Origin of the sequence: Cytobacillus oceanisediminis 2691 (genome assembly GCF_007678455.1) — a bacterium.
Lineage (GTDB): Bacteria > Bacillota > Bacilli > Bacillales > Cytobacillaceae > Mesobacillus > Mesobacillus oceanisediminis_A.
In genome coordinates this window covers 518,219-545,155 of the sequence record NZ_VEEP01000002.1, presented here as the reverse complement: position 1 = coordinate 545,155, position 26,937 = coordinate 518,219, and the positions used below count along the sequence as shown (strand labels likewise).

Sequence of the window (26,937 nt, the reverse complement as noted above, 5' to 3'; positions counted from 1 at the left end):
TCATTTTGAAACTTTGATTTGTTTAACTGCTCAGCATGATTTCTTTGTAGAAAAATATTAAAATAATTCACTTTTACCCGATGCTTATATCGAAGTACACCAAATGAGAGAAAGGAACATGGGAATGAAAAAAATAATGACACCTTTATTTATCATGCTGCTGATCATCTCTGGATGCAGTCAGGCAAAGCAAGAAGAAAAGACTCTGGCGAATGAAGTTAAAGCAGTTGAAAAAACAGAGACAAATGATACTGAAACCAATGAAGTTGTTGAAAAAGAAGAGACTCCGCCAAAGGAGGAAATGACTTTTCAGCATTCTGATTATAAATATACTGTTCAGCTGGACGATCGATTAGGGGAAGATGTTATCTTTGAAGAAGATCCAGAAACGCATGGAGTGAAAACATTTATTTATTATATTGACCAATCATTGCTGAACGATAAAGTCTTAATTGGAACGATTGAGTCTCAGTCGGCAAATTCCAAAGAGGGCTTCATGAATGAAGAGTTGTATAAGCTTGTGAATTATGAGGATAGAGAGAATAATCTCGAATATGTATATACGGCAAATATGGAGGACCCCTATGTAAACCATTATCAAATAAATGAAGATGGTGATGCTTATCTTCCGCTTGGAGAAGCAACTAAGTATTTTAGAGCAATGGAATTAATCCATGCAAGCCTGATGAATTCAGATTTTTTTAATGGTTCAATTTATGTAAACCAAACCGTTCCGGCAGAACTGGATTCAAATCAGGAGGTAGGTCTTCAACTATCGAGGCAGTTCCATGATGACATAAAAGCCTGGTACGAAAGATTGAACAGTGCTGTGGCAACCGGATCACGCGAAGAACTCTATAGCACCAGGGAACAGGTAGCAACTGAAGTAATCGAGAAATATCCGGAGCTGAGGCAAATGCCATTCCCTTCTCAAGAAATAGGGAATAATATCGCAAACACTATTGAGTCTCTTTCATACTTGAGTCATGAACAATATGGGACGGATGCTGAAGTAAAGTATTTAAATGAAATTAATGGAGTAATGGCCATTGGCCAATGTGTAAATGTTATTCATGGCCAACTTGCAGAATTAGAGAACTTATAACTAGCTTTGTAACTTGCATTTTAGATGAAGATAGACAAGGGGACAGTTCTCGTGTCTCATAAAAGGAGAAAATATGTAAATATCAGAGTCTGTAGAACCGTCCCCTGTCTCATAAAATTTATGCAAGGTAAAAATAGAAAGAGAAAGAAAAGATCCAGTTGAGTTGACCAGTTAATATCAAGCTCCTTAAGTCTTCTAAACCCGATGTTATCCAAAAGGGTGGTTCTTTTGTGTAATATGCTTTTGACCTGTCAACAGCTTCATAAACTTCTCTATAAATTTGAAATGAGGAAATTCTAAGGTGATGGGTGAAAGGTATAACCTTAATGAACAAACGTTAAATTTTGTACTTGGTTTAGAAAAGAAAGTTGAAAAGAATAGAGTTTTTACAAATAAAGAGTTGGTCACGCTATTTGAATCATCCTCTTTCCATAACAAGGAGGTTCAATCTTATTATAAAACGGCAATGCAAAAATCTATCTGGTGGGCAGTTAAAAGGAGTAATACCTGGCTCATGGAGAGAGGAAGGTCTACCAAACTATAGTATTGATGCGTTACATTAAAAATGACGAGAGACAATAGTTCCCTCGTCTATATATTTCGAAAATGCTAAAATTGGAATGGGTTTTATTAGGAATAAGGAAGGTATAGTATTTCAAAGAAGGGAAGGTTATCATGATATCTATTATAGAGGGGATGTAAAAATGGATAATGAGCAAAAAATTATTAATGTACAGAGCAACCTTACTTTTAAACAATCCTCTAATGACCCTACTTTGGAATTATCTAAAAAACAACTTAGTCAACGATACAATCTTAATTTAAATCAAGTGATAAATGGGTTTAGAAAAGTCCCGGCATTTTATGAGGCGCAAAAATTAATTAAAAAGGATAGTCTCTACAAAGTGATAATCCCTAAAGATATCAGTAAGAGATTGGAAGAGGGAAGTGCGGAGTGGAACTTTGATAAAACTGGGATGAAGTTACCAACTATAAAAGATCAAAATGGTTCTTTTGTTTGCCAAGTCAGATTAGAAGAAACGAATCCTATTAATTTTAGTAATCTAAATAATATAGCCTTACAATCAACAATGGCTGCAGTTTTAGAGCAATTGGAATTACTTAATGAACAAGTATCTGATGTGTTACGTGGCCAACTCACAGACCGAATTGGTGTAATCGAAGGTGCTATAGACACATATAAGCAAGCTTTGCTAGCTAATGACAAAATCGTAAGTAGGCAATTATTGACTCAGGCTGTATCTGAGTTGAATAAAGGAAGAAGGCAACTAATTGAATCCCTTGAAGCCAATACAAAATTTATAAATAAGTTACCTCAATCATCTTTTAAACAAATCTTCTATTCTTTATTTCATAGAGTCGATACAAATAAAATTGAAGGTGAATTTCTCGACACTCAGACTATATTTGACAGTATAATCAAATCCTCAAATTATCTTGCGCTAATTTATGAAGAATTGGGAGAAGTCAACTCATTAAAAGAATCCCTAATACCTTTGAAAGCATGTATTAATGAATATGCAGGTAAAATGGAAAAAGTAGCAGAATTTCTCCCATATAATCCTAAAATTGAAAAAGAAGATATGTGGTACAAAAACCCCGACAAAATTATAGAAATGATTGATTCCCATATCGACAAATTAGACTCGGAATATATAGAAATACGATTAACAGGCGAACAACTACTGTTAAAAAAGGAGGAAGTGAATCTTGAATAAATGTAAGAAATGCGGAAGGCCGTTAACTAAGAATGACCTTTTTTGTTCTCACTGTAAAACTAAAATAGGCAATATAACTGGGAGAATTGGTAAAGTGATTGGTCCAATTATACCGGCTGTTTTTTTTATCTTTAAGAAATTCAAAAAGTGAACTAGAAACATAGGGGTGATTCGTGAGTCATAATTGTGAATAAATAGTATGGCGGTGGAATTTGTCCGGAACCACTGGGGGAATTGTCTAAATTGTTATAATCTCCTTTTACTATACTGCTTTTGTAACAAGGGTAATAAAGGAAAACGAAGAGAAAGAGGATAGCCCAATTCGATCCTCTTTCTTTTATCGCATTAATCGTTTATTTTGCTATTCTTCTTATGCTCATAACAATAAATCTTCAAATTGAATTTGTGGTTTGATAAACAATATGATTTAACTTTATCAGACACGGATTTATTGCAGATTGAACAAGTTGCTTGAGTGGTAATCTCTGTATTATCAGCCTTCAATGCCTGCTTGTGTGCTCGTCTAATGGCCGGGTCTTTTATATCTGCATTTAAAAAGACATCGTAAATCACCGAAATCTCCCTCACGCTAAAGAGAAATAATACGGACTGCCGGACCTGAGGTTGAGCAAGCCGTTGGAAATTATAAATTAGTAAAGAGCGTGCTTGATAAAACACTAAGAGATCCAAAAATACGATAAGCAGTCCACGCTGCTTATCATATTTTTTTCCACTAACCTGCAATATTCTTCTGAGGATTGTTCGCCATATTTCAAGTAATGCCAGTGCACCTTTATTTTGTCCACATCATCTCACCAATCAAATCCAGCTGTTCTTTTATCTCCACCCAGTTCCCGCTTAAGTCGAGTGTTTTGACACTAACCCGGTTTCCACCCATTTGATAATCGTTGTCAGGGGTGATGTCCTCATCCGTTTTGGCATATAGAAGCAGGCCGCTTACGTTTCCGCTGCCATGCCTGTCTTTATTTTTCACATAGGTATAGATCTGGTAAAGGTTGCTAGAGATAATGGTACTGTTATTATATAAAGAATTAGTCTGCATGCTCCTGCCGTAGTATTTGGCGTCGATAATGAGTGTTCTTGGACCGTGGGTCAGTGTTATATCCGATATCATTGCAGGCAAGAAGTCGATGATGCCGTCGTCAATAACCCAATCAATATAGGATGCTTTTGCCGAATATTGAGGGTATTCCTTTTGATAATATCCGAGCAGGAATTTTTCATAAAGCCTATGCATCTGCTGGTCGTCAAGAAACTGTTTCATTTTATACTCGCCATTTTCGGTACTTATGAGGAGACCTTTAATGACCAGTTCGCAAATATTCATGAGCATCTTGTAAGCAGCATTATGCCTATGGTAATTTAATGAGCTCCATCTTATGGATTGAGGGTCGATTGTCCCGACATTTCCGAAAAATAACATTAGTTTTCGCAATTCCCTCTGGTTGGTTACTTTCACTTTGCCATGGCGAAGCAGGAGGAGCATTGTGGTCTTTAGAATTTGATTGAATAAAGTGTTTTCGGAAAACTCATCAAAGTGGCAAACCATCCTCCGCTTTAAAAAAGTGTTCTGCTTGATGGAAGCGGTCGAGTCAATTTTGCCGCGCAAATTTCCTGTCTCTTCTGTGTGGGACCTATAATTCTTATGCAGGCCCCGCTTAATTTGATTTGAGGTTCCGCGTATTAAAATGGCTGACATTAAATCATGAATGTTTTCAAACTGCTCTGAATGCAAGGACTTGTACTCAGTTTCGTTTAATGATTGATAAGCGTATGCAAGCATATAGTAAATATTTTTTATTTTAATCACGAATGGCACCCCGAAGTTTGGAGGACCAGTACTCAATCTTTGAAGATTCATCGAACCAGTATTCATTGAGAAGGGGGACGAGTTCGTATTCCACAAGTTCTTCAAGCCAGTCCTGGTCGATTTCCTGGTCCGTTGAGAAATAGCTATGGCCGACCCGGAAGCCGCTGCCTAAAGAAGCATCTTCATCAATTGCTTTATTTAGGGCAATGATCATATCAATTAACCTGTCAAAACTGCTGTTTGCTATGTTTTCCTGATACAGCTTAAATCCTTCGCTCTCAAAGGCAGGCGCAAATTCAAAAAAGGCAAATCGGCGGCGCAGAGCATAGTCAATCATGGCAAGGCTTCTGTCCGCAGTATTCATCATACCGATGATATAGACATTTTTCGGTACGGAAAATTGCTCATCTGAATAGAGGAGCCTCAGTTCTTTTCCTCGTTTATCACTTTCTATCAACATCAGCAATTCACCAAAGATCTTACTCAGGTTTCCTCGGTTGATTTCATCAATGATAAAGAAATATGGTTGCTCATCCTCAGGCTCCGCTTCTTTGCAAAATTCATAGAAAGGCCCCTTTGTTAAGCTGAATCCTCTTTCGGTAGGGCGGTAACCCATAATGAAGTCCTCATAGCTGTAACTTTGATGGAATTGGATTGTCATGACCCGGCTTGTATCTTTAGCCCCAATGATGGAATAGGCAAGCCGCTCCGCAGCATACGTTTTCCCCACCCCCGGGGCACCCATTAAGATGAGATTTTTCTTTCTAAGCAGAAGACTTTTCAGGGTGTTGTATTGGTCTTCGTTCATATATACTTCAGATAAAAAGTCATCTACTGTATATTCCGGATACTGGGTTGGTTCAATATCACTTGTAATTTCACTTTGTTCTATATCGAACATTTCTTCGAGTTTCTTATAATAATCCCTATATGGAGTAATATCTGTTAGTGTTTTCAAGACGATTTGTCCTTCATGGTCCCACTCGCCTTTATGGGTCCAATTCACCGAACGAATATGTTTATACTCATTTCTGATACTGTCATATCTGTATTCTGAAGATACTTCCCCTCTGCCAATGATTTTCTTGAGCCCTTTTTTTACAAAAACAATATCGCCGATTTTCATTTCATTGGCAAATTGCCAGGTCAGGTGACCGGCGTTTTTATATGAAAATTCTTCGCCGTAGATTTCCTTCATTTTCTCTTTCATGGCTTCCTTCGTTGAATATTGGGTTAAATCTCCAAGGCCATCCCAACCGACTCCCATAATTTCTTTGTTGTAGAATTCTTCCCACATTCTCGAACCTTCACCGGGGGCATACATCCAGTACCTTTTCTTATCTGGCACAGTTTGGGGATGAGGTTCTGGTTGGCCGTTTATTGGAACATGATGATAAGTCCCGTCAATAATGCTTTCAATCACCACTTCCTGTTCCGGTGTCACCCGAAAGTTGGTGGCTCCAGGATATGTTAAAATCTCCATCCTTTTTGTACGGTCATCCTTAAGCAAGGTTGAACGTTCCACAACGGGATCGATAAATTTACGATCAAGTTCAATATCTACGGCGAGATAGGGTTCGCGATTCAATTGCTCGCTTCGGTTGTATGGATCTTCCTCATCCGGTTCGGCCATATAGGGGTCATTAAGGATTGTTCCAGAGGCAACAATGCCAGCATTAGAGCCGGACAACCATATATAAACTTTATCGTCTTTCTTTATTTGCTTCTTGTTCTGATTAACAGCCCATGTAATTTCATCAAGATCTTGAACCGCTCCAATGACGTCATAATATTTGGGGTTGCCTTGAAAAATCCAGCAGGATGGCTGTTCAAACTCCTTTAAGAATTTTTCGTATTGAATCAGGCTGTTTGAAAATGCCCGGTTGCCAGCCGCCAAATCTACTTCATGAAAATTAGGAGCAGATGTAATTTTTTTATAGATTTCTTCGAAAGTGTTGGAAGATGTAATCCTGAATAAATCCTTTTCATTGAGGTCCTCTATTTCCAGTTTAGCGGCTGCATTTTTTAAAGCGGTTGTGTATGCATTAATGGTCCCTTTCTTATAAGGTTCCCCATTCGATTTCTTTTGCCGGCTCATCCAGTTCTGGAAAGCTGTTTTTAAATATGTATCTGACATCTGGAAATTCCTCCATTTCCAATTTATTAAACTAGTGAATATCTATATCATAGCAAAATGGGTGTTGTGTGAAAATTTAAAAAGTGAAGGATCCGGTCATTTTGGGTATGTAGAGGGACGGTTCTCATGTCTCGGGGGGTGTAATAAACTTTAAATTAATCGAAAATTTCACAACTGGTGGCAATGTATTCGTAGGTGGAGGAACATTTGTAGAATTAATTTTAGAAGTGAAAATATGTAAATTTTTGAGACAGCAGAAACGTCATTTTTTTAGACCAGAAGAAAGAAATGAATTAGTTAAATAAAAATAAGAGCAGGGTTTACATCTCGATAACAATCAAATATAATAAGTGTAAGTTATCACTAACATTAGTTTGTGTTAGTGACTACTATAATGCACTTATAATAGAGTTCGTAATCTCTTTATCATTTCTGGTGATTAGCTACAGAGTATCTCTATTGTTAGGTGGTTAAAAAAAAATTTTCACAGATAATGTTAGTTATAGCTAACATACTTTGTGGTATTGGAGGAATAACATGAAAAATATCAAAACAGATGTATGTATTGTAGGTACAGGGCCTTCGGGTGCATTACTTGGTTTGTTATTAGCTAAACAAGGACATGAAGTATTGCTTTTAGAGAAGTTCGCTAATCTTGAGCGAGATTACCGGGGAGAAATTCTTCAGCCATCTACCCTGCAACTGCTGGATCAAATTGGTCTGCTTGAATATATTCTGGAGCAGCCTCATAAGAAAATAGCACAAGGCGGGATCCATTATAAAGGAAAAAGAATAATGGAATTTAAAATGGATGACATATCTAGAGAATACCCTTATGCCATTCAAATGGCACAATCAACATTCATTCAGGCATTAATAAAAGAGGCAGAAAAATTTCCGAACTTTAAAATGCATTTCAACTCTAATGTTAAAACACTTTTAAAAGATGAAACCGGTCAAGTGATTGGAGTGCAAGGTACCATTGAAAAGGAGCCAGCAGAAGTTTTTGCTAAAGTAACGGTAGGCAGTGATGGAAGACAATCTACAATTAGGAAAGAAGCGTCATTTAAGGAAGTTAATGAGCATCATCGCAGTAACTTAATTTGGTTCACAATAGATTGGCCATCCCATTTACCTCATGAATTGATGTATATGTTTACCGGGAAGAATAACCTATTCATGATTCCAAAGTACCCAGATAAAATGCAAATAGGATATACATTTACAAAAGAACAACAAGCCAGGGTAAAAGAAAATAACTATAAAGAAATTAAAAACCTTGTAATTGAACAAATTCCGGAATTAAAAGAACGGGTGGAGAACTCAAAACAATTCGTCAAGCTACAAGTCATTTCCCTGACATTAGACCGTTGGGCTTCAAATGGATTAGTTTTGGTTGGTGATGCTGCTCATGTGATGACTCCAATTGGTGTAATCGGAATTAATGTGGCTTTAGCTGATTCTATTGTGGCTGCTGAAGTAATTCTTGAAGCCCTTAACGAAGGTGATTATTCGGTTAATAAGTTGTCAGAGATTGAAAAAAAACGAAAGCCGGAAGCCGATGAACTTCAAAGATTACAAATCAAAGTGGAATCATTGATTTTTACTACAAATCCTATAGTATCCCAGTTGCGTCCATATCTCGTACAATTTATGTCCAAAACTCCGCTAGTCAATATTCTTATGAAAAAGTTTTTCTTCCCTGTAAATCAGAGAAAGGCAGGGTAAGTTAAAAAATGAGTTTTTTTGAGTTGTATGTTAGTTATCACTAACGAACACGTTCAAGGAAAGCAAGATTCTTCAACGAATTTCAAATGTTATATCAAAGCGGCCAGTCAAAGTTATAACTAACATTCAGTCAAAGTGTGTTAGGAATAACGAAAGTTTACACAAAACGTTAGTTTGTACTAACTTAATTTTGGGGGAAGCTATGAAAATCCTGACGTTTTTATCTGAGATGATCCGAAAGACTCCTATGAAGCTTATTATCCTATCTATTGTCGCTGTCCTGCTTTTTGCTGCTGGTGCGCCTGCAATGAAAATGGCTACAGGCAATGAAACTCTGATTGAGGAAGATACGAAAGCCTACAAGGATAACCTGGCATTGGAGGAAGAGTTTGGGGGTGAATCGATTCTTGTATTATACGAAGCTGAAAAATCTGAGGACCTTCTTACAATCGATACTGTTAACCACATGGCGGGTTTGGAAAAAAGGCTGAGTTCTTATGAAGATATTTATACGGTTATAAGTCCTAATACGATGATCAATCAGATTTCTGTCAAGCAGTCCGAAAAATACAAGGAAGGTCTTGATGAAGTCATTTCTGGATTGGACAAAATGGGCAGCAGCTTGACTGATATAAGCAAAAAGCTGAACCAGAATTCCGCTGGGCAGCCGACCGGCGGAAAAAATATCGAACAGAACCTGAATGAGTTAAATAATGGATTAAGCAAAATGATCGATGGGCAGAAAAAGCTGTCTGCTGGAACTGCACAGATGGCGAATGGCTATGCGCAAATGGGTGGACAATTGCACGTGGCTGCTCTGAACATGCAAAAAGTCAGCGAGCAACTGGGCAAATCGCTTGATTCAAATCCGCAGCAGCAAAAACAGGTCCAGCAGCTGATCCAGATGAGCAATCAGTTCGTCCAGCTGTCGCAAAAAATGAATGAAGCCTCCGTGAAGGGTACGAAAATGACGGCCATACCTGAAAATACGATTAAAGGACTAAACGGGATGCAACAGGGGCTTAATAGTCAAAAAGCGGCCTTCAGTGAATTGAATAAGAAGCAAGCAAGCCAATTGAATGATTTAAAAACATTGTCTGCCGGACTTTCGGAAATGGGGAGCAATTTGGGCAAAATCAGCGAAAACCTGGAAACAATGGTTTCCTATTCGGATAATATGTCCCCGGGCCTTCCGCAACAACAAAAAACGCTGAATAAAATGATTTATGAAGAAAATGGTGACCTTCGCGATTTATTCAGTGAGGTGATCGTAGACGAAAAGTACATGCTTTTCATCGTGAAGCTGGAAGGGAATGTGGATGACTCGGTGAAAAGTGAGATTTCAGGCGCGATTAAAGAATATCTTCAAGACAATAAACTGGAAAACGTCGAAACGATGGTATCAGGGAAGCCAGTGCTTGACGATGCGATCAGGACATCAATGAAGGACAGCATGCAAAAAATGATGGGTCTGTCGATCCTGTTCATGATCCTTGTTTTAACGCTCGTCTTCAAGGTCAGATGGAGATTGCTTCCGCTTGTGGTCATTTTGCTGGCGGTTGTCGCAACTGTAGGTTTGATGGGATGGCTGAGCATTCCGATGACAATGGTTTCAATGGCCGTATTCCCGATTTTAATTGGGCTTGGCATTGACTATGCGATCCAGTTCCAGAGCCGCTATTCAGAAGAAATGGACACAAGGGGTGAGGCATAATGGAAAAAAACAATAAACAGAAAAGCATTTTAAGTTTAAAACAAACCGTCAAACACATAGTGCCTGCTGTAATGACAGCCATTATTGCGACAGGGCTTGGCTTTATGGCGCTATTTACCTCACCTGTTCCCATGATCCAGGATTTCGGGAAAATGCTGACACTTGGAATCGTCATCAGCTTTTTTGCTGGCTTATTCATCTTGATTCCCATTCTATTTACAAGGGACCATTTTTTTGCAAAAGAAAGCAAGAAAGGCATCAAAACAGGTGAATCGTCAAAATCAGAGAGATTACTTGAGGGATTGACAAAGAAAGTAATTTCATTAAAATGGCTGGTCATCTTTCTAGCTCTATCAACAGCGGTTTTTGGCATATGGGGAGATTTGAAAGCGGGAGTAGAGACCGATGTAGAAACTTTCATGCCGCAGGATACACAGGAATTAAAGGATATTCACAAATTAAGAGATATACTTGGAACAACCGACCAGGTAACGATTATGTACAGCACCGACAATGTACTCGATAAAGAAACAATCAACTGGACAGACAGAATGACAGAATCAATCAGCAATGAATTTCCTGAAGTAGTAGTAGAAACAAAGTCGATTGCAAGTGTCCTTGAACAGACAAATGACGGGAAGATTCCAGAGGATCCAGAGGGAATTGTAAATGATATGCCAGAGGATCAGGTTAAGCTTCTGGTGAATGAAGGACGGACAAAAGGCGTTATCACAGTTGGCATTAAACATCTTGAGGCGAGCGAACTGAAAGAGTTTATCGGCAATCTGGAGTCCTATGTTGAAGACGAGGAGCAGAATGGCATTGATACAACTGTTACGGGCAAATCAGTACTGGATGTTGAAATGGTATCTTCGCTGACAACCGGTCGTCATGATATGACCTTGCTTGGAATTGGGCTTGTCTTTATTGGACTTTTGGCAATCTACAGACATCCCGTTAAGGCCTTTATCCCGCTGCTTCCTATTCTTTTCATTGTTGGGTGGTCTGGGGGCATCATGTATTTGTTTAATATAAGCTATACACCGCTTACTGCCACACTTGGCGCTTTGATTATCGGAATAGGGACAGAGTTTACCATTTTGATCATGGAGCGTTTTTATGAGGAAAGGAAAAAAGGTTTCTCTGGCATTGAAGCAATATTGATTGCCAACAAAAAAATTGGCAAGGCAGTTTTAGCTTCAGGGTTATCTGTAATAGGAGGCTTTAGTGCCCTTCTTGTTTCAGACTTCGTTATTTTAAGTAATTTTGGTATGATGACCTTAATAAACGTTTTCTTTTCACTGATCAGCACAATCATTGTTATGCCAGCCATACTGGTCCTTCTAGACCGGCTGGTAAAGACTAAAACGAAAGCTGAGAAGGAAGTGCAAACAAAAACGGGGTGAACGTGGTTTGAGAGATAAAACAGACCAAATTATAAAAGCTGCAATAAATGTCTTTATCAAAAAAGGGTTTTTGCAATCAACTACCCAGGAAATAGCCAAAGAAGCAGATGTTGCAGAGGTTACCTTATACCGGAAATTTTCAACGAAGCAAAATTTATTCGAGACAGTTATTAAGAAATCACTGGAGAATCACTTCAAAACCAGGATATTTAAACTGGCGGAAGAGGAAACCGGCCGATTTTTTGAAGAAATTCTCGATGAACGTCTGGAGGTAATCTCCAAGAACCATCAATTGATTAAAATGCTTGTTTCCGAAAGCATGATGGGGAACCTGACTGGTGATCTTGATTTTCCGAGCGTAATTTATAATGGATTGAAGGCAGGAATCCAGCTGCATTTTGAAAAACAAAACATTGCCGCCGACCCAGGCATCTTTGCACACCAGATTACCGGCATCCTTGTCAGCAATGTTCTATTTGTAAAGGAGACACCCTATTACAAACTAGCAAAAGAAGAAAAACAGAAGATTTTGGACCATTACACTACTTCGTTAATGGCTAATTTATAAGTAGGATTATCGAGAATGATGAGTTTTTAAGCAAAGCGTTTTAATAGAACTTGATAAAATCACCGAAAATATAATGAATAAGCAGGCTGTATGATTGCATCGATCCACAGGGATTGATGCAATTTTTTTGCAAACATTTAGCATCAAAGAGTCTTTGTTAAGCTCACTTAATTTATAGCATTAACACTTATTTAAACTGGATGGTAACCGGGGTTTTAATTTTTTTACAGTGTTTGAAATAATTTACTTTTTATGGTAATATTTAGAATATAATGATAGAACTTTTTGCGATCTCATGGAGGTGGGTTTAATGGATTTTTTGTCTTGGTATGATTGGATAACACCAACTAATCCTTTAGCATCTATATTTTTTGGTATTCTATTTACGATTATTTTAGGGATTACAGTATGGGTGGATACTAAGCAATTAAGAACAGTATTCGTCACTGCCATAACAGGGATTGCTGTAACTGGAATTGGGGTTATAATTTTAAATGCTATTGGCTGTTATGCTTAAAATACCCTTTATGCTAAGTGATTTCCTATGAACATTTAGGAGCCGTGGGGACAAACCCTGTGCTCCTTTTTTGCATTGTAGAAAGGTTTGCAAGACAGAAAGGAGTTTGCCATGAAGACGGTAAAAGCCCGGTCGGGACATACAACTCAAGACGAGATGCAAAAGAACTTCAGATTTGTAACTATTGCGTTTTTCATAATCAGTCTGTTCATTTCATTGATGAATATACAATCAATCTCGACGCTGCCAAGTTGGTTGAATATAAGTTCCATCATTCTACTAATCTGTTCAATTGTGATCTTCGGTTATGGAGTATCACTTTTTAAAAAGAGCATATCCTGGTTTAATGGAGGACTCCAAATCTTCTTTTTCCTCCTTGTCATAAGCTTTCAGCTCCTCCTGACTTCAACTGGAATGTATACAATTGGAGTCAGGGAGGGGCAAATTATCGAGGAAGTTAACTACTCCCAGTTAACCCTAGTCGTATATTTTGCTAGTGCTGTCATTTATGTTGTTTTGTCTCTATTTATCTCTTCCCCAAAACTACGGAGAATGAATAGTTACAAAGCCTATGTAACAGGAACAATTTTAGCAGTGGTAACTATTGCGTTAATATTTTTGATGCTCAATGTCATAAGGTATAAAATCTTCACCCAGCCAGATACGGGAAAGGAATCTTATCAGTTTTTTATTGGTGCTGTCCTGGCACTTTTTCCGGCCACAGTATTAGGAATTAGTATGATTCGTGCAAAATAGCGGAAGGGAAAGAGGAACGATGATCTTGTCCCATTCAGGCGTCGAAATAAAAGCTGAATGGTGCTTAAATAACCTAAGGGAAGCTAAATAACGCTTCCCTTTAAATTTGATTAGAGACATGCGAGCGGAATTTTTTTGGTGATTTAATAACCAAGAAACAGGGATTTTCAGGATACAAGAACCGTCCCCATGTCCCTCACTGTCTGGTGCTATGTTGCCACTTGTACTAAAACTTCTGCTTTAAATGCTTTCCGTGTTGATTTAAACTAAATTCATTAAGCAAGTTAAAAGAAGTGAAGTGATAAAATTGAAGCTGAAAATACAAATTCCCTTTTTTATAATCGGACTTATCCTTTTTAGTTACGGTATAGCGGTGGCAATCAAGGTTAAGTACTTAGGGGTCCACCCTTGGGATGTATTGAATATTGCACTTTATGATAAGTTTGGTTTGACAATCGGAACATGGAACGTGATTTTTGGTATCATGTTAGTTCTTGTAACGCTTTTGATTGATCGAACTTATGTTAACATTGGTACTTTTATTAATGCACTGATGGTTGGCACGATGGTTGACTTTTTTCTCTGGCTGGATATCTTGCCCCAGGCTTCCACGCTCATGTTTGATGTTTTGGTGTTGCTGCTTGGTGTGGTGATCATGGGTATCGGAGGCGGAATGTATAATGCTGCTCGAATTGGATCAGGGCCCAGAGACGGGTTTATGCTTGCGATTTCAGTTAAGCTCGGGTATTCAATCAGCAGAGTGCGAATTATTGTCGAGAGTGTCGTGCTGGTGGTTGCCCTGTTACTGGGCGGGCCGGTCTTTATTTTCACCATTATTTATACATTTATCCAGAGTCCTATTTTCCAGGCTTCCTACAAGCTCTGTACAACATGGATTGAAAAGTTATCTAGCTTAAAAAACAAAAAGGTGATTTCTATGTAATAAAACAGAGACTTGTGGCCGTTTTGTGGGACAGCGGAACCGTCTTGTTTTCTCTTCTGAGTGTAGTACGTGCTGCATCGTATGGGTTTGTATGAAGAATACCTTTAATCGATCATTGAGGGGAAGAAGAAAGTAGAAGTTCGTTTGAACGATGAAAAGAGACGAAAAAATTCAAGTAGGCAATCTGATCGAATTTGTTAAGGTGCCTGAACAAGATGAAACATTGACTGTAAAAGTAACAGAACTGCGGAGCTATGATACCTTCAAAGAGATGTATGAAAATATTCCATTCCATGACTTTGATTGTGAAGGTTGGACAATGAAAGAGATGGTAGAGGGCACTTATGAAATTTATACTCCACAGCAGGAGAAGCAGTGGGGAGCTTTAGCGATCACAATTAAATTTCAACAGAAAAGCAATGGAGATAAGTTCCGTTGCTTTTTTTATTTATCTTTCAGAAAGTTTAGCGTGGGACATTAATTTTCATATTAAACTAATTAAAAATAATTTTTAAAATTACTGTAAAAAGTGAAATAAATGTTGTTCGGATTCGACTAATTTATGAGTATAAAAAATTGATGGGAAAATGGAGTTGACCAGCTGATGATTAGCAACAAAATTTCAGAGTGGTTTTACTTGTACAACAAAGATATATACCATTTTTTAGTTTATTATATCGGCTCAAATGATGTGGAAGATCTGGTGCAGGAAGTTTTTATGCGGGCAATTAAAGGCTTTGATACGTATCAGGAAAAATCAAGTCCCAAAACCTGGCTTTTTTCGATTGCGCGCCATGTGGGGATAGATGAAATTAGAAAAAGGAAGCGTCTTAGGGTGAAGCAAATGATCAGGTTCTGGGATGACCAAACAGATAAGGCAACGCCTGAGGAAATCCTCCAGCTTAATGAAAATAACAGATTGCTTTATCAAGCAGTCCAATCGCTTAAAGCAAATTATCGGGACGTCATCATCCTTAGAGGTATTAAAGAACTTTCTGTATCTGAAACAGCATCCATTTTAAATTGGACTGAAAATAAGGTGCGTATTAACTACCATCGTGCGTTAAAGATACTGCAAAAAAGCGAAGGAGGATTTTCACTATGAAAGACCATGAGAAATTTTATGATTTAGAGAGAAAAATCAAATCATTACCAGAACCTGATTATGATAAAAAGTTCACTAAGGATACACAAGATATTATCCATGAAAATCTGCTGAAATTTGCAAGGTCAAATGATAAGAAGAAAAAAGGGAGAGCTGCGACAATGAAAAGGATTACAGCGGGTTTAGCGAGTGTAGCTGCTATACTATTATTCGCCATCCTTATTATTCCGTTTAATGAGGAACGTCCATCAAGTCCTGATTCAAATGAACAAGGGCAACAAAGCAAGGGAAATCCTCCAATAGATGAAAACAAAGTGGACGATAATAAAGATCCTCTAGATCAGAACGAACCTGATGATAAAGTAACAGATACGATTCTTTATGAAAATACAGAATATGGATTCAACTTTGAACTTCCAAAAAGTTGGGAGGGTTACAAGATTGTCTCTGATTCCTGGGAAGGTATTTCTACTGATCAACAAATAATTGAAAGTGGCCAAATCCTTTCAATTAGACATCCTAAATGGATGGAGGAAAAACCGAAACAAGATATTCCGATCATGATTTTTACACTTAATCAATGGTCCTTACTTGAAAAGGGGGAATTTCATATCGGAGCAGCACCTGTTCGCCCATCAATCCTGGGACAAAATAATAAGTATGTTTTTGCACTTCCACCTAGATATAACTATGCATTTCCAGAGGGGTATGAAGAAGTAGAAAACATTTTAGAAAATAATCCACTTCAACCGCAAAATGCAGAATAAAAGACATTCAAAAATAATAAATGAATACCAGGACGAACTGAAGAAAAAGGCGAGGAATGTTCATTCATTCAATCTATTGAAACACACTAAACTCTGGATAGGGGCACTTTTTTATCAGGCTATCCGTGGTAGAGTGAAAAGAACCTTAATTGAGGTTCTTTTTTTATTTAGAAACACGAAAAAATAGATTGCGAATACTCTGATAGAGTTTTAAAATGAGGGAGTCAAAGTGATAGAGAGAGAAGGATCAGCATGTGGATTGCCGCGGCATTTGTAACGACGTTGAGCTTTGGGATCAATAATACACTTTTTAAGTGGAGCACTGCACGACATCTATCAAAGGTACATATTCAGTTTTTCTTTTACTTGATAGCCTTTCTGGTCACCCTTAGTTATGGAGTGGTGTCTGGTGCGCTGGAGTTTAACTTACTGGCAATGGTCCTTGGCGGCCTGATTGGAATATTGAATGCAAATGGGAATATCCAAATGTCGAGGGCATTTGAGAACGGACCGGCCAGCCTGACATCACCTCTGGTAGGAGCAAACGCGATATTTCCCATTCTTGGTGCAGCGATTATTTTTCACGAACAGATCAGCCTGCTCCAATGGCTAGGCATTGTTTTCATACTGGGCTCAGCCTTAGTGATTCAATATTCGCCAGGCTCGAACCGCGGAACCGAGTATGGTCCATGGCTTTTCAGGGTACTATTGGCCATTCTTTCGTTTGGGGTTCTGGGAATCTTGATGAAGACTACTTCTTATTTGCAAATCAGTTCGCTTAATACATTAATTTGCATGTATGGAGGCGGAAGTATTTATTTGGGGATTAACAGCATTCGGGAAAAAGAGCATTGGCAGCGGACGGAAGCCAATATCGGTTCACTCGTTGGGCTGATCAGTGTCATCGGTTACAGCTGTTATTTTTATGCGTTGCATAATGGAACAGCCAGCATCATCTTCCCGATTGTTAGCCTGAATTGCCTGGTCGTAGTACTTGCTGGCATCTGGCTTTTCAAGGAGAAAATCAAAATGTACCAGCTCGTTGGAATTTTTTCAGCGTTGCTTGGTATTATTTTTACAAAAATTTGAGTTAAAAAGGCAGCCGTCAATGAAGTAACCTTATAATATTAGACATGTGATACTGTCTCGAAGATACATTAGCTTGCTAACCTGCAAATGGATAGCAAGCTTTTTTTATCGACTTTTGAGTCTTTAGCCTCATATTTTTCCGAAAGGGGTATTTGGATATTTATGGAATTATATATTGGTTAGGCCAAATTTTCAGGAGTGGTTATGAATAATCATCTGATAAAGTCTTTTGATGATTTGCTGTCTGCGGCTATTGTGGTTCTTTCTAGTCGTTTTCAATTTTATATAGCATTGTTCGTTCCCTCTGCTTATTTGAATCGCCACATTGAGAATGGCTCCTTCCACCGGCTTAGAAAGGTGATAGCTCTACCAAATAGGTATTGTTAATTTGCATTTACTATCTTTAAACTGAATTTTTACAATAATCTGGTTATGTCTTAATAATTTCCTTTTAATCTATTACTAGATTCAAAAATACATAGATGAGGAGAGATAAGGTATGACTGATCAAATGTCTAATAATGGCTTGAACCGAAGGGATTTCTTGAAAGCGGGTGGGATGAGCGCGCTTGCTCTTACTCTTGGTTCCACTGGGGTAATGGGACTGGGTTCAACAGCACTTGCGGATGCTGCTGAAAATCCAGCGAGCGGATTTGGCGGATACGGAGATTTGGTTCCAGATCCTAATGGTATCCTCGATCTTCCAAAAGGCTTCCATTACAAAATTATCTCCAAAGAAGGCAGCTTGATGACAGACGGAACCAAGATTCCTGGTGCATTCGATGGAATGGCAGCTTTTGAAGGACCGAACAACACGACGATTCTTGTTCGCAACCATGAATTGTCATCCGGTCCGGCATTTGGCAGAAATCCTTATGATGCAAATGCCCAGGGTGGAACTACCGCACTAGTTGTAGGGGCAAATCGTGAAGTGATTAAAGAATATGTGACGTCATCAGGTACGATCCGAAATTGTGCGGGTGGCGCGACACCATGGGGTACTTGGCTAACCTGCGAGGAGAACCGATCCGAGGGCCACGGTTATGTATTCGAAGTGGATCCAACACAGCCTGAAAACGATATGTCCAAAACGCCAATCAAGGAAATGGGAAGGTTTGCACATGAGGCATGTGCCATTGATCCAGCGACAGGATATGTCTACTTAACCGAGGATGCAAGTCCAAGCTTCCTGTATCGTTTTATCCCGAATGACTTAAGCCAAAAGCCGGGTGCGCTGCAAAAAGGCGGCAAGCTGTATGCAGCTGCGATTGAGGAAGTTGTTGACCCTTCAGCCAGCACATTTAAGACAGGACAAACTTTTAAAATTGTTTGGAAGGAAGTAGATCCTCACTGGTGCCGTGAAGAAGCTGCTGCGCAAAACTGTATTGTGTTCTCCAGGCTTGAGGGAGCCTTTTTTCAAGAAGGAGTTTTCTGGTTCGATGACACATCTGCTGGTGACAAAAAGCTTGGCCGCGTGTACCGATATGTTCCGCACACGAATACATTGGAGCTTTTCTATGAGGGAAATGACAAAAAGTACATGGAATATCCGGACAATATTTGCTGTACCCCTTGGGGAGACCTCTGGTATGCAGAAGATGGTTCTGGCCAGGACCGGATTATGGGAATTACTCCAGAGGGCAAGGTATATCCTTTTGCGGCCAACCGTTTAAGCGATTCTGAATTGGCTGGTCCGACCTTCTCTCCAGATGGAAATACGCTATTCGTTAATATTCAAACCCCTGGTAAAACATTTGCCATTTGGGGACCGTTCCAGCGCCGTAATGTTGCTCGCGCAAGGGAAATGTCCTTTGCTGCACCCGCGAATCTTACACCACAGGTTTCTGGAAAAGTGGCTGAGGCGGCCAAGGCGCAAGGTATGTCCATTCTTGAAGCAGCGGCATTTGAGCGACACGGAGTTAAAATGATTTAAAACGATAGAATAGATACCATTAAAAAGATGTAAACTGAACACTTTGTATGGTTTACATCTTTTTAACATCTCAGCTGTGGCCGAACTTGAAAGAATTGAAGAATTGGAGGTTATGAAATGTTACAGAATATAGGGATACCTGGCTTAATTTTAGTTCTAGTCATTGCCTTAATTATTTTTGGTCCATCCAAGCTTCCTGAGATAGGCCGGGCGTTTGGGTCTACATTAAAAGAGTTTAAAAAATCAACACGTGAGTTGGTTTCAGATGATGAGCCGGAAAAGGATGAAAAGAAAAGCAGGCAAATTCAATAGAAATAGTAGAAGATGCAGGTAACTACCTTTCATCTTCTTTTTTAAGAGGTGATTTCATGGATGGAAAACAGATGAATCTTGTGGACCACTTGAGCGAATTGCGTAAACGTTTGATGATCATTGTTGGAAGCTTTATGCTATTTGTCATTTTGGCTCTTATTTATGTTAAGAATATTTACCAATGGTTAATCCAGGATTTATCCATTAAATTAGCCGTTCTTGGTCCGAGTGATATTTTGTGGGTTTATATGATGCTTGCAGCTGTGATTGCTATAGCAGGTACGATTCCCATCGCTGCCCATCAAATTTGGCTTTTTGTACGGCCTGCCTTATCAGAAAAGGAGAAAAAGGTAACAGTAGCCTACATACCGGCCTTATTCTTGCTTTTTATAATGGGCATTAGTTTTGGTTATTTCGTCATTTTTCCGCTTGTGTTTCAATTCCTGCTATCGCTGTCGGAAGACATGTTCATGGAATTTTTCACAACAGAGAAATACTTTCGTTTTTTACTGAACATGATCCTGCCCTTCGGATTCTTATTTGAGCTGCCTGTCATTATTATGTTTCTGACAAGCCTCGGTGTGTTAAATCCATACAGACTGCAAAAAGCCAGAAAGTATTCTTATTTTATGTTGATCGTAACGGCGGTTCTTATCACACCCCCAGACTTTCTATCAGACATACTTGTCATACTCCCGCTGTTATTTTTGTATGAATGCAGTGTTTTATTATCGAAGGTGGTATACCGTCGAAAACAGGGAACTGAACTATCCGCAGCGTAAACTTGAGTGGATAGATAGGGCCGTGACAGTCGTTAAATAAATGTCACGAGGTCTTTTCAGCGGCTATCCTAGGATTCCTGTCTAATTAGTACAGGTACAAAAAGAACCCAGGATTCAATTGCTCTCTGACTTTTGCTCTAGTCATTCCTTATAGTTGGCAAATATAGTTCTTTTTAAAAGCTGGAATGGATAGATGATTCCTAAGTAATGTGGGATATCCATATGTATTAGAAAGGTATGCTATAGCGGAAATTGTACTTGAGAAAGAAGCATTGGGACGGGAACTGCAACTCCAGTTGTTAGGTGTCTCTAACAACTGGAGCTCACTTCTTCGTACCAGTGCTTCTTTTTTATGGTTATTTATTTTTCAGATAGACGCTCATGATCAATGTATGCTGATTTCATATAGCGGAATGATGGTCAGTCTATCAGAAAGAAAATCGGGCAGGGTTATAAAAGGGATGTAACGATCAATGCAAATTAAGCGTAAAAAAAGATGCAAGCAGTACAATTACTGCTTGCATCTTCCCGTTTAAACTGTTTTCTTCTCTTTGTTGTCTTGTTCCGATTCTGCATCTTCTACTAATTCCCTCGTTGATTTCTTGAACTCTTTAATCGTTGTGCCGAATGCACGCCCGATATCAGGCAGCTTCGATGGACCGAAAATGATCAGGGCGATGACAAGAACAAGGATTAACCCTGGAATCCCGATGTTTTGCAGCATAAAAGTGTACCTCCATTCCTCATGTAAGGCTATTAGTTAGTGACCTTTTGCTTCTTTTTTTCGAGCTGTTTTTGATGCGCTTTGGCATGTGCATTATGGCGGTCTTCCTCTGTTTCACTTGATAGCTTGACACCGTTTGGAACGATCGTGGACGAAGTTTCCTTGATTCCTTGCTCATCCTTCTTAAGCACGAACGATGCTCTGGTTGAGATATCGGCCCCTGGCACGGTGACGAAAGGAACCACGCGATAATCTGCCTGCCACTTGTCCGGCGTTACATGGCATCTTACATAACCACGGTAATTATTGAAAAATTTAATATGCGGATTCCGCTCAAGCGTTGCCGCTGTATCGGCACGGACGTCAGAGCCATTGCCTCCAGAGGTGATCGAGGTGCCGACAAATTCCGCACCGAGAATCCTCGCATTCAGGTCATTGAAATCCTCCATAAGGTTTGACGCCCAGCTTGCATGAACATCACCCGTGAGTACTACAAGGTTGTTGATGCTGTTGCTTGCGGCAAAATCGATGATGCGTTCGCGGGCAGCCGGGTAACCGTCCCATGAGTCCATGCTGTATTTCGGGGCAGTGCTTGTCCCGAATTTTCGCTGGGCAAAGAAAATTTGCTGGGCCAGTACATTCCAGTGGGAAGTTGATTTACCCAGGTTACCAAGGAGCCATTTTTCCTGTTCTTCGCCAAGTGCCGTGCGATTCGGATCGAGTGATTCCTCAGAATGTGGTTTTGTTCCATCCCCATTTGCCTGGTCATCACGGTATTGACGTGTATCGAGTACATAAAAATCAGCCAGGTTGCCGTACGAAAAGTCACGATAAAGTTTCATTCCTTCATTATGCGGCATGGAAGAAACGCGCAGTGGCATATGTTCGTAATACGCTTGATAGGCAGCTGCCCGGCGCTTGATGAACTCTTCAACGGACTGCCCTTTTTCCGGGATGATATTGGCATAATTGTTTTCGACTTCATGGTCATCCCATGTGACTACCCAGGGGAAAGCAGCATGGGCAGCTTTTAAATGCTCATCCGAACGATACTGTGCATGCCTGTTGCGGTAGTCTTCAAGAGTGACGATTTCTGAACTGCTGTGTGCCCTGACATTGCCGGTTGGCGACACGTATTCATTCGGGCCATATTCGTATATGTAATCTCCCAGGTGAAAAACAAGATCTAAATTTTCTTTGGCCATATGCTGGTATGCAGTGTAGTAGCCGTGTTCGTATTGCTGGCAAGAAGCAAAGGCAAAGGTCATCGCAGCTACATTTGCTCCAGGTAGAGGAAGCGTTTTGGTTTTACCGACCGGGCTGAATTCCTCTCCGCTTTTAAAACGGTAAAAATAAACGGTGTTCGGTTTCAGGTCTGTTACTTCGACATGGACAGAGTGGGCTAAAGCAGGTGTAGCAAGTTGAGTTCCACGCTTGATGATTTGGCGGAAGTGTTCATCCGCGGCAATTTCCCATTTTACCGGTACAGAATGCTGAGGCATTCCTCCGCCTGCAAGCGGGTCTGGCGCAAGCCTTGTCCAAAGCACGACACTATCATGAAGAGGATCTCCGGAAGCAACTCCAAGCTTAAATGGGTATTCGTTAAACACTGGGGCAGCATTGACCTTGAATCCGCCTCCAAGTGATTGAGCGATCGCAAGTCCAAGCGAAAGCCCTGCAAGCTTGCCAGCCCCATTCAAAAAGCTGCGGCGGTCCATGTTCTTTTTCAAACCTTCTTGACTCCAGCTGCTGATCATTTCATCAAACGGTCTCTCATTCATTGTAAAACCTTCCCCTCTGCAAAATGATTTTGAATACAAACCAGATTATACAGGGGGTGTTTTAAGCTAATGTGAATATATGTAAACCCAGAAAGATTCTTCACTGGCTCCATAGGAGATTACTAACAGGTCTTTTTTCTGTATATTCAAGAAATTGGGTGTTAATCAATCCGAAGCATGCTCAAAACACAGTACCATCTTCCCGAATTCCTTAAAAATTCCTTTAAGAAAAAATTACAAAGAAGGTACTGACAGATGGCTGGCAAAGGGGGAGTCAAGCAGAAAGAAATAAGGTATATTGATGAAGAAGGGCGATTTTTTGAATGAGTGTTGAATTACTTCACTCGAGGTACAGCGAAGACGCCCCGCTGTCTGGAATAATACTAAATGGTACACCACAAGTCTGGAGGATAGATACATGCAAGATACTAGCTTTGCGATTCAGCCAGGAATGAAGAGTAAAACTAAAGGACCAGCTTTTCGCAGTGTGGGAGCTGTTGTTTCTAGTAAGTTTGAAAACAACAAACTGAACCTAAGTTGTGAAAATGGGTATGTAACAGTTCGTTTTTACCGGGATGACATCATGCGGGTTGTGATGAATCCTAAGGAGCAACCTTCATTGCAATCAAGCTTCGCGGTGGTAAAAGAGCCTGAAGATGTGGAGGTTTCTTTTACCGAGAGTGAGGGTGAAATGAAGCTTTCGAGTGGGAAGCTTACGGTTGTCATACATAAAAGCCCGATACAAATTACGATGCTGGATGATCAGGGACGGACCATCGTGCGCGATCATGAGCCTTCGATGGGATTCAATGAGAAGAAAGAGGTTATTTGTTTTAAAGAGATGCATCCTGATGATCATTTCTATGGGTTTGGGGAGAAGACGAGCTTCCTGGATAAGCGTGGAGAAAAGATGACGATGTGGAACACGGATGTGTATGCTCCGCATAATCCTGAGATTGATGCGCTGTATCAGTCTATTCCTTACTTTATGAGTATACGCAATGGAATGGCGTATGGGCTGTTTTTTGATAACACGTTCAAGAGCGTTTTTGACATGAAGACATGGAACGACACGTATTCTTTCTGGGCAGAAGGCGGGCAGCTGGACTATTATCTTTTTGCAGGTCCGAAGCCGAAAGATGTGGTGGAGCAGTATACGGAAGTCACCGGAAGGATGCCGCTTCCTCCTAAGTGGGCGCTGGGCTATCATCAATCGCGGTATAGCTATGAGTCGGAGCAGGAAGTGAGGGAGCTTGTGAAGGAGTTCCGGGAGAGGGACATTCCGCTGGATGCCATTTATTTGGATATTCATTATATGGATGGTTATCGTGTCTTTACCTTTGATGAAGAGAGGTTCCCGAATCCGGAGAAATTGATTGAGGATTTGAAGCAGGAAGGGATCCATGTGATTCCGATAGTCGATCCTGGCGTGAAGGAGGACCCGGAGTATCCGATTTACCAGGAGGGTGTGATCGGGGATTACTTTTGCAAATATCTTGAGGGGAATCTTTACTTCGGGGATGTCTGGCCTGGCAAAAGTGCTTTTCCTGATTTTACGAGTGAGGATGTGCGGAAATGGTGGGGGAAGAAGCATGAGCTCTATTCCAAGATGGGGATTGAAGGAATTTGGAATGATATGAACGAGCCGGCCGTTTTTAACGAAACGAAAACGATGGACTTGAAGGTCATGCATAAGAATGATGGCAACCCTAAGACGCATCGGGAACTGCATAATCTTTATGGCCTGCTGATGGGTGAGGCGACATATGAGGGAATGAAGGCGCAGCTCGATGGTAAACGGCCATTTTTACTGACGAGGGCTGGTTTTGCGGGAGTGCAGCGGTACAGCACGGTTTGGACCGGGGATAACCGCAGCTTCTGGGAGCATCTGCAGATGTCGCTTCCGATGTGCATGAATCTTGGGATGTCTGGTGTTCCGTTCTGCGGTCCGGATGTCGGCGGTTTTGCGCATGATACAACCGGGCAGCTGCTGACACGCTGGACACAGGTCGGCATGTTCACTCCGTATTTCCGGAATCATAGTGTGCTCGATTCGATCCGCCAGGAACCATGGTCATTCGGGGAACAGTATGAAAAAATCATCAGGAAGTATATTCAAGAGCGGTATGTGTGGCTGCCATATCTGTATACCTTATTCCGTGAAGCCAGTCTGACTGGAGTTCCGGTCATGCGTCCGCTGGTGTTCGAATATCCAGAGGATCAACATACCTTCAACCTTTCCGATCAATTCATGATTGGTTCACATGTGATTGTCGCGCCGATCATGAAGCCCGACACCTATCACAGGGTTGTTTATTTGCCAGAGGGCAGTTGGGTGAACTATTGGACTGACGAAAAACTGGAGGGGTGCAAGCACCACCTGGTTGAAGCCGACATAGCGGTGATGCCGATTTTCGTGAAGGAAGGGGCAACTCTTGTTCATGGCTCTGTGAAAAATACGACCGAGCAGAAAGAATCGGAAATCAAGGTTCATTTATATCCTTCAGAGAACGGATTAGACCAGTTTGTCCATTATGAAGACGACGGCAAAACCTTTGATTATAAGCAGGGCAGCTATTTTCAAATGGTGATCGACGGCAAAAGAACAGCAGACTCCCTGGAAATCACGGTCGATGTTTTACACAATCAGTATGACCCTGAATGGGAGCGGATGAGTTTGGTTGTCCATGGAGCAACCCAAGAGTTGAAGGTGCAAATGAATGGTGTGCTTCAAGACGAAGCGGAGTTTGATCCGGGGTCTGGGTTGATAGAATTTTCAGTAGAGAAGAGTGGCTTATATTAAACGATAGCGGAGCATGGGAACGTACCCTATGCTTTTTTTCGTGGGGAAAAGGAGAGGAGCCGGTGAGAAGCTAATTCTATATATTCGTGAACCGTCCCTATGACCCTCCAAGTAAATCCGCCGAAGTCTATCCACATTTTATTTTCATTCATATAATGATAAAAAAATCTGGAGGTGAAAACATTTGAGATATAGTTATTTAAAGTGGTCTGAAGTGCCATATGCTGGAGAAGAATCATCTCCACGCGATCCGGTTACACCTTTAGCGGGACGGTGGCCGCTATTTTTTTTGAAAAGAGATGAAGAAGGATATTTTTCTGATCCTTTTGGACAAAGGCTGAGGCTTCCCATAAGACATCCACGATTGATAAATTTTGAAAAAGAATTGAAGGTCGTACAAAGGACCCTCGAGAATCTAACTCCAACCCAGGAGAAAATAGCAATCTATTATGGGACAGGAGTACCGACTAAACAGTGGACTCCTGTCGCTGACCGCCTAATTGATACGTATGGTGTTACTCCTACTCAGGCGGCTCGAATCCAGGCCGTATTGCATGGAGCGATCAATGATACAATGGTTGTTGTATGGAGTTTGAAGTATGAATGGAATGTTGCAAGGCCTAATCAGTATGACCAGGAATTGGAAACCATTTTATGTACCCCCAGGTTTCCAACATATCCGTCAGGACATGCTGCAGTGTCTGGTTGTGCGGAAGTCATCTTGAGTTCTTACTTTCCTGCTGAAAAAAAGAAGCTGGGAAGAATTGCTGAGGAAGATGCATTAAGCCGTTTATTGGCCGGAGTCCATTTTCCCTCTGACAACTCAGAAGGAATTGAATTAGGAAGAGCAATCGGACATCAGATTATTAAATTTTTAAAGAGAGAACAAGACCATGGCATGCGGGCAATTGATCAGCAGTACAGGGAAAATTTTGATGCTGATATTTTCGCCATAGATTTTCAACAGTTTATTCCTTTTGATTTCTCTGCAGAATGTACCTCCCTCATAAAGTCAGAACCCGAAAAGTTTAAAAATGTGAATGTTCCAAAGCCCCTCTTAAAAAAACGGAAGGGAAGCATATAAAGAAGCACAAGATCGTACCCAGAGATGACCGATGTCTCTTGAAAAAGGGAAGCAAAATAATGCTTCCCTTTTACTTTGCTCAGACCAGGCCAAGTTGATGGGTACTTTTATCT

22 protein-coding genes are annotated in these 26,937 nt (G+C 40.3%); 18 read left to right on the top strand and 4 right to left on the bottom strand.

The window, feature by feature from the left end; genetic code table 11:
* Window positions 1–124: 124 nt before the first annotated feature.
* Window positions 125–1,105: a hypothetical protein gene (locus FS736_RS06115; protein WP_144475459.1), complete on the top strand. Its 981-nt coding sequence runs from the start codon at window positions 125–127 to the stop codon at window positions 1,103–1,105.
* A 704-nt stretch (window positions 1,106–1,809) separates the two neighbouring features.
* Complete coding sequence (locus tag FS736_RS06105) at window positions 1,810–2,844, top strand: hypothetical protein (protein WP_144475457.1); 1,035 nt, start codon at window positions 1,810–1,812, stop codon at window positions 2,842–2,844.
* A gap of 793 nt (window positions 2,845–3,637) precedes the next feature.
* Here the strand turns inward: FS736_RS06105 and mcrC are convergent.
* The gene (mcrC, locus tag FS736_RS06095) at window positions 3,638–4,675 is read right to left on the bottom strand and encodes a 5-methylcytosine-specific restriction endonuclease system specificity protein McrC (RefSeq protein WP_144475456.1); all 1,038 of its coding nucleotides are present in this window, start codon (window positions 4,673–4,675) and stop codon (window positions 3,638–3,640) included.
* A complete protein-coding gene (locus FS736_RS06090; protein WP_260983534.1) occupies window positions 4,668–6,812 on the bottom strand; it encodes an AAA family ATPase in 2,145 nt (714 codons plus the stop codon). The genes mcrC and FS736_RS06090 overlap by 8 nt, the downstream gene beginning before the upstream one ends.
* A gap of 537 nt (window positions 6,813–7,349) precedes the next feature.
* On the opposite strand from FS736_RS06090, the gene FS736_RS06085 reads away from it, so the two are divergent.
* The 14 genes from FS736_RS06085 (at window position 7,350) to tatC (ending at window position 20,432) form a co-directional block, all read left to right on the top strand.
* Window positions 7,350–8,540 (top strand): FAD-dependent monooxygenase, encoded by a 1,191-nt coding sequence (locus tag FS736_RS06085; RefSeq protein ID WP_144475455.1) that lies wholly within the window; start codon window positions 7,350–7,352, stop codon window positions 8,538–8,540.
* A gap of 202 nt (window positions 8,541–8,742) precedes the next feature.
* The gene (locus tag FS736_RS06080) at window positions 8,743–10,254 is read left to right on the top strand and encodes an MMPL family transporter (RefSeq protein WP_144475454.1); all 1,512 of its coding nucleotides are present in this window, start codon (window positions 8,743–8,745) and stop codon (window positions 10,252–10,254) included.
* Window positions 10,254–11,660 carry an efflux RND transporter permease subunit gene (locus tag FS736_RS06075; protein ID WP_144475453.1) on the top strand — a complete coding sequence of 469 codons (1,407 nt, stop codon included), beginning with the start codon at window positions 10,254–10,256 and terminating at the stop codon, window positions 11,658–11,660. The genes FS736_RS06080 and FS736_RS06075 overlap by 1 nt, the downstream gene beginning before the upstream one ends.
* Before the next feature lie 7 nt (window positions 11,661–11,667).
* Window positions 11,668–12,228, top strand: coding sequence for a TetR/AcrR family transcriptional regulator (locus tag FS736_RS06070; RefSeq protein WP_144475452.1), 561 nt, complete (start codon window positions 11,668–11,670; stop codon window positions 12,226–12,228).
* Window positions 12,229–12,538: 310 nt separating this feature from the next.
* On the top strand, window positions 12,539–12,745 hold the full coding sequence (locus FS736_RS06065) for a hypothetical protein (RefSeq protein ID WP_144475451.1): 207 nt from the start codon (window positions 12,539–12,541) through the stop codon (window positions 12,743–12,745).
* Between the two features lie 111 nt (window positions 12,746–12,856).
* A complete protein-coding gene (locus FS736_RS06060) occupies window positions 12,857–13,501 on the top strand; it encodes a hypothetical protein (RefSeq protein WP_144475450.1) in 645 nt (214 codons plus the stop codon).
* Between the two features lie 307 nt (window positions 13,502–13,808).
* Entirely contained in the window at window positions 13,809–14,444 is a 636-nt protein-coding gene (locus FS736_RS06055; protein WP_395883499.1) for a YitT family protein, read from the top strand.
* A 151-nt stretch (window positions 14,445–14,595) separates the two neighbouring features.
* A complete protein-coding gene (locus FS736_RS06050) occupies window positions 14,596–14,925 on the top strand; it encodes an ASCH domain-containing protein (RefSeq protein WP_260983533.1) in 330 nt (109 codons plus the stop codon).
* Between the two features lie 123 nt (window positions 14,926–15,048).
* Complete coding sequence (locus tag FS736_RS06045; protein ID WP_144475448.1) at window positions 15,049–15,549, top strand: RNA polymerase sigma factor; 501 nt, start codon at window positions 15,049–15,051, stop codon at window positions 15,547–15,549.
* A complete protein-coding gene (locus tag FS736_RS06040; RefSeq protein WP_144475447.1) occupies window positions 15,546–16,316 on the top strand; it encodes a hypothetical protein in 771 nt (256 codons plus the stop codon). The genes FS736_RS06045 and FS736_RS06040 overlap by 4 nt, the downstream gene beginning before the upstream one ends.
* Before the next feature lie 252 nt (window positions 16,317–16,568).
* Complete coding sequence (locus FS736_RS06035) at window positions 16,569–17,405, top strand: DMT family transporter (protein ID WP_144475446.1); 837 nt, start codon at window positions 16,569–16,571, stop codon at window positions 17,403–17,405.
* 499 nt (window positions 17,406–17,904) lie between these two features.
* The gene (locus FS736_RS06030; RefSeq protein WP_186326680.1) at window positions 17,905–19,338 is read left to right on the top strand and encodes an alkaline phosphatase PhoX; all 1,434 of its coding nucleotides are present in this window, start codon (window positions 17,905–17,907) and stop codon (window positions 19,336–19,338) included.
* Between the two features lie 117 nt (window positions 19,339–19,455).
* Complete coding sequence (locus tag FS736_RS06025) at window positions 19,456–19,650, top strand: twin-arginine translocase TatA/TatE family subunit (RefSeq protein ID WP_144475445.1); 195 nt, start codon at window positions 19,456–19,458, stop codon at window positions 19,648–19,650.
* Window positions 19,651–19,706: 56 nt separating this feature from the next.
* Complete coding sequence (tatC, locus tag FS736_RS06020; protein ID WP_144475444.1) at window positions 19,707–20,432, top strand: twin-arginine translocase subunit TatC; 726 nt, start codon at window positions 19,707–19,709, stop codon at window positions 20,430–20,432.
* Window positions 20,433–20,964: 532 nt separating this feature from the next.
* Here tatC and FS736_RS06015 read toward each other — a convergent pair.
* Both FS736_RS06015 and FS736_RS06010 read right to left on the bottom strand, forming a co-directional pair.
* Window positions 20,965–21,156: a twin-arginine translocase TatA/TatE family subunit gene (locus tag FS736_RS06015; protein WP_144475443.1), complete on the bottom strand. Its 192-nt coding sequence runs from the start codon at window positions 21,154–21,156 to the stop codon at window positions 20,965–20,967.
* Window positions 21,157–21,188: 32 nt separating this feature from the next.
* Complete coding sequence (locus FS736_RS06010; RefSeq protein WP_144475442.1) at window positions 21,189–22,937, bottom strand: alkaline phosphatase D family protein; 1,749 nt, start codon at window positions 22,935–22,937, stop codon at window positions 21,189–21,191.
* A gap of 418 nt (window positions 22,938–23,355) precedes the next feature.
* Here FS736_RS06010 and FS736_RS06005 point away from each other — a divergent pair, with 418 nt between their 5' ends.
* Both FS736_RS06005 and FS736_RS06000 read left to right on the top strand, forming a co-directional pair.
* Complete coding sequence (locus tag FS736_RS06005) at window positions 23,356–25,740, top strand: glycoside hydrolase family 31 protein (protein WP_144475441.1); 2,385 nt, start codon at window positions 23,356–23,358, stop codon at window positions 25,738–25,740.
* Between the two features lie 184 nt (window positions 25,741–25,924).
* Window positions 25,925–26,824 (top strand): vanadium-dependent haloperoxidase, encoded by a 900-nt coding sequence (locus FS736_RS06000; RefSeq protein WP_144475440.1) that lies wholly within the window; start codon window positions 25,925–25,927, stop codon window positions 26,822–26,824.
* The last annotated feature ends 113 nt before the right edge of the window (window positions 26,825–26,937 follow it).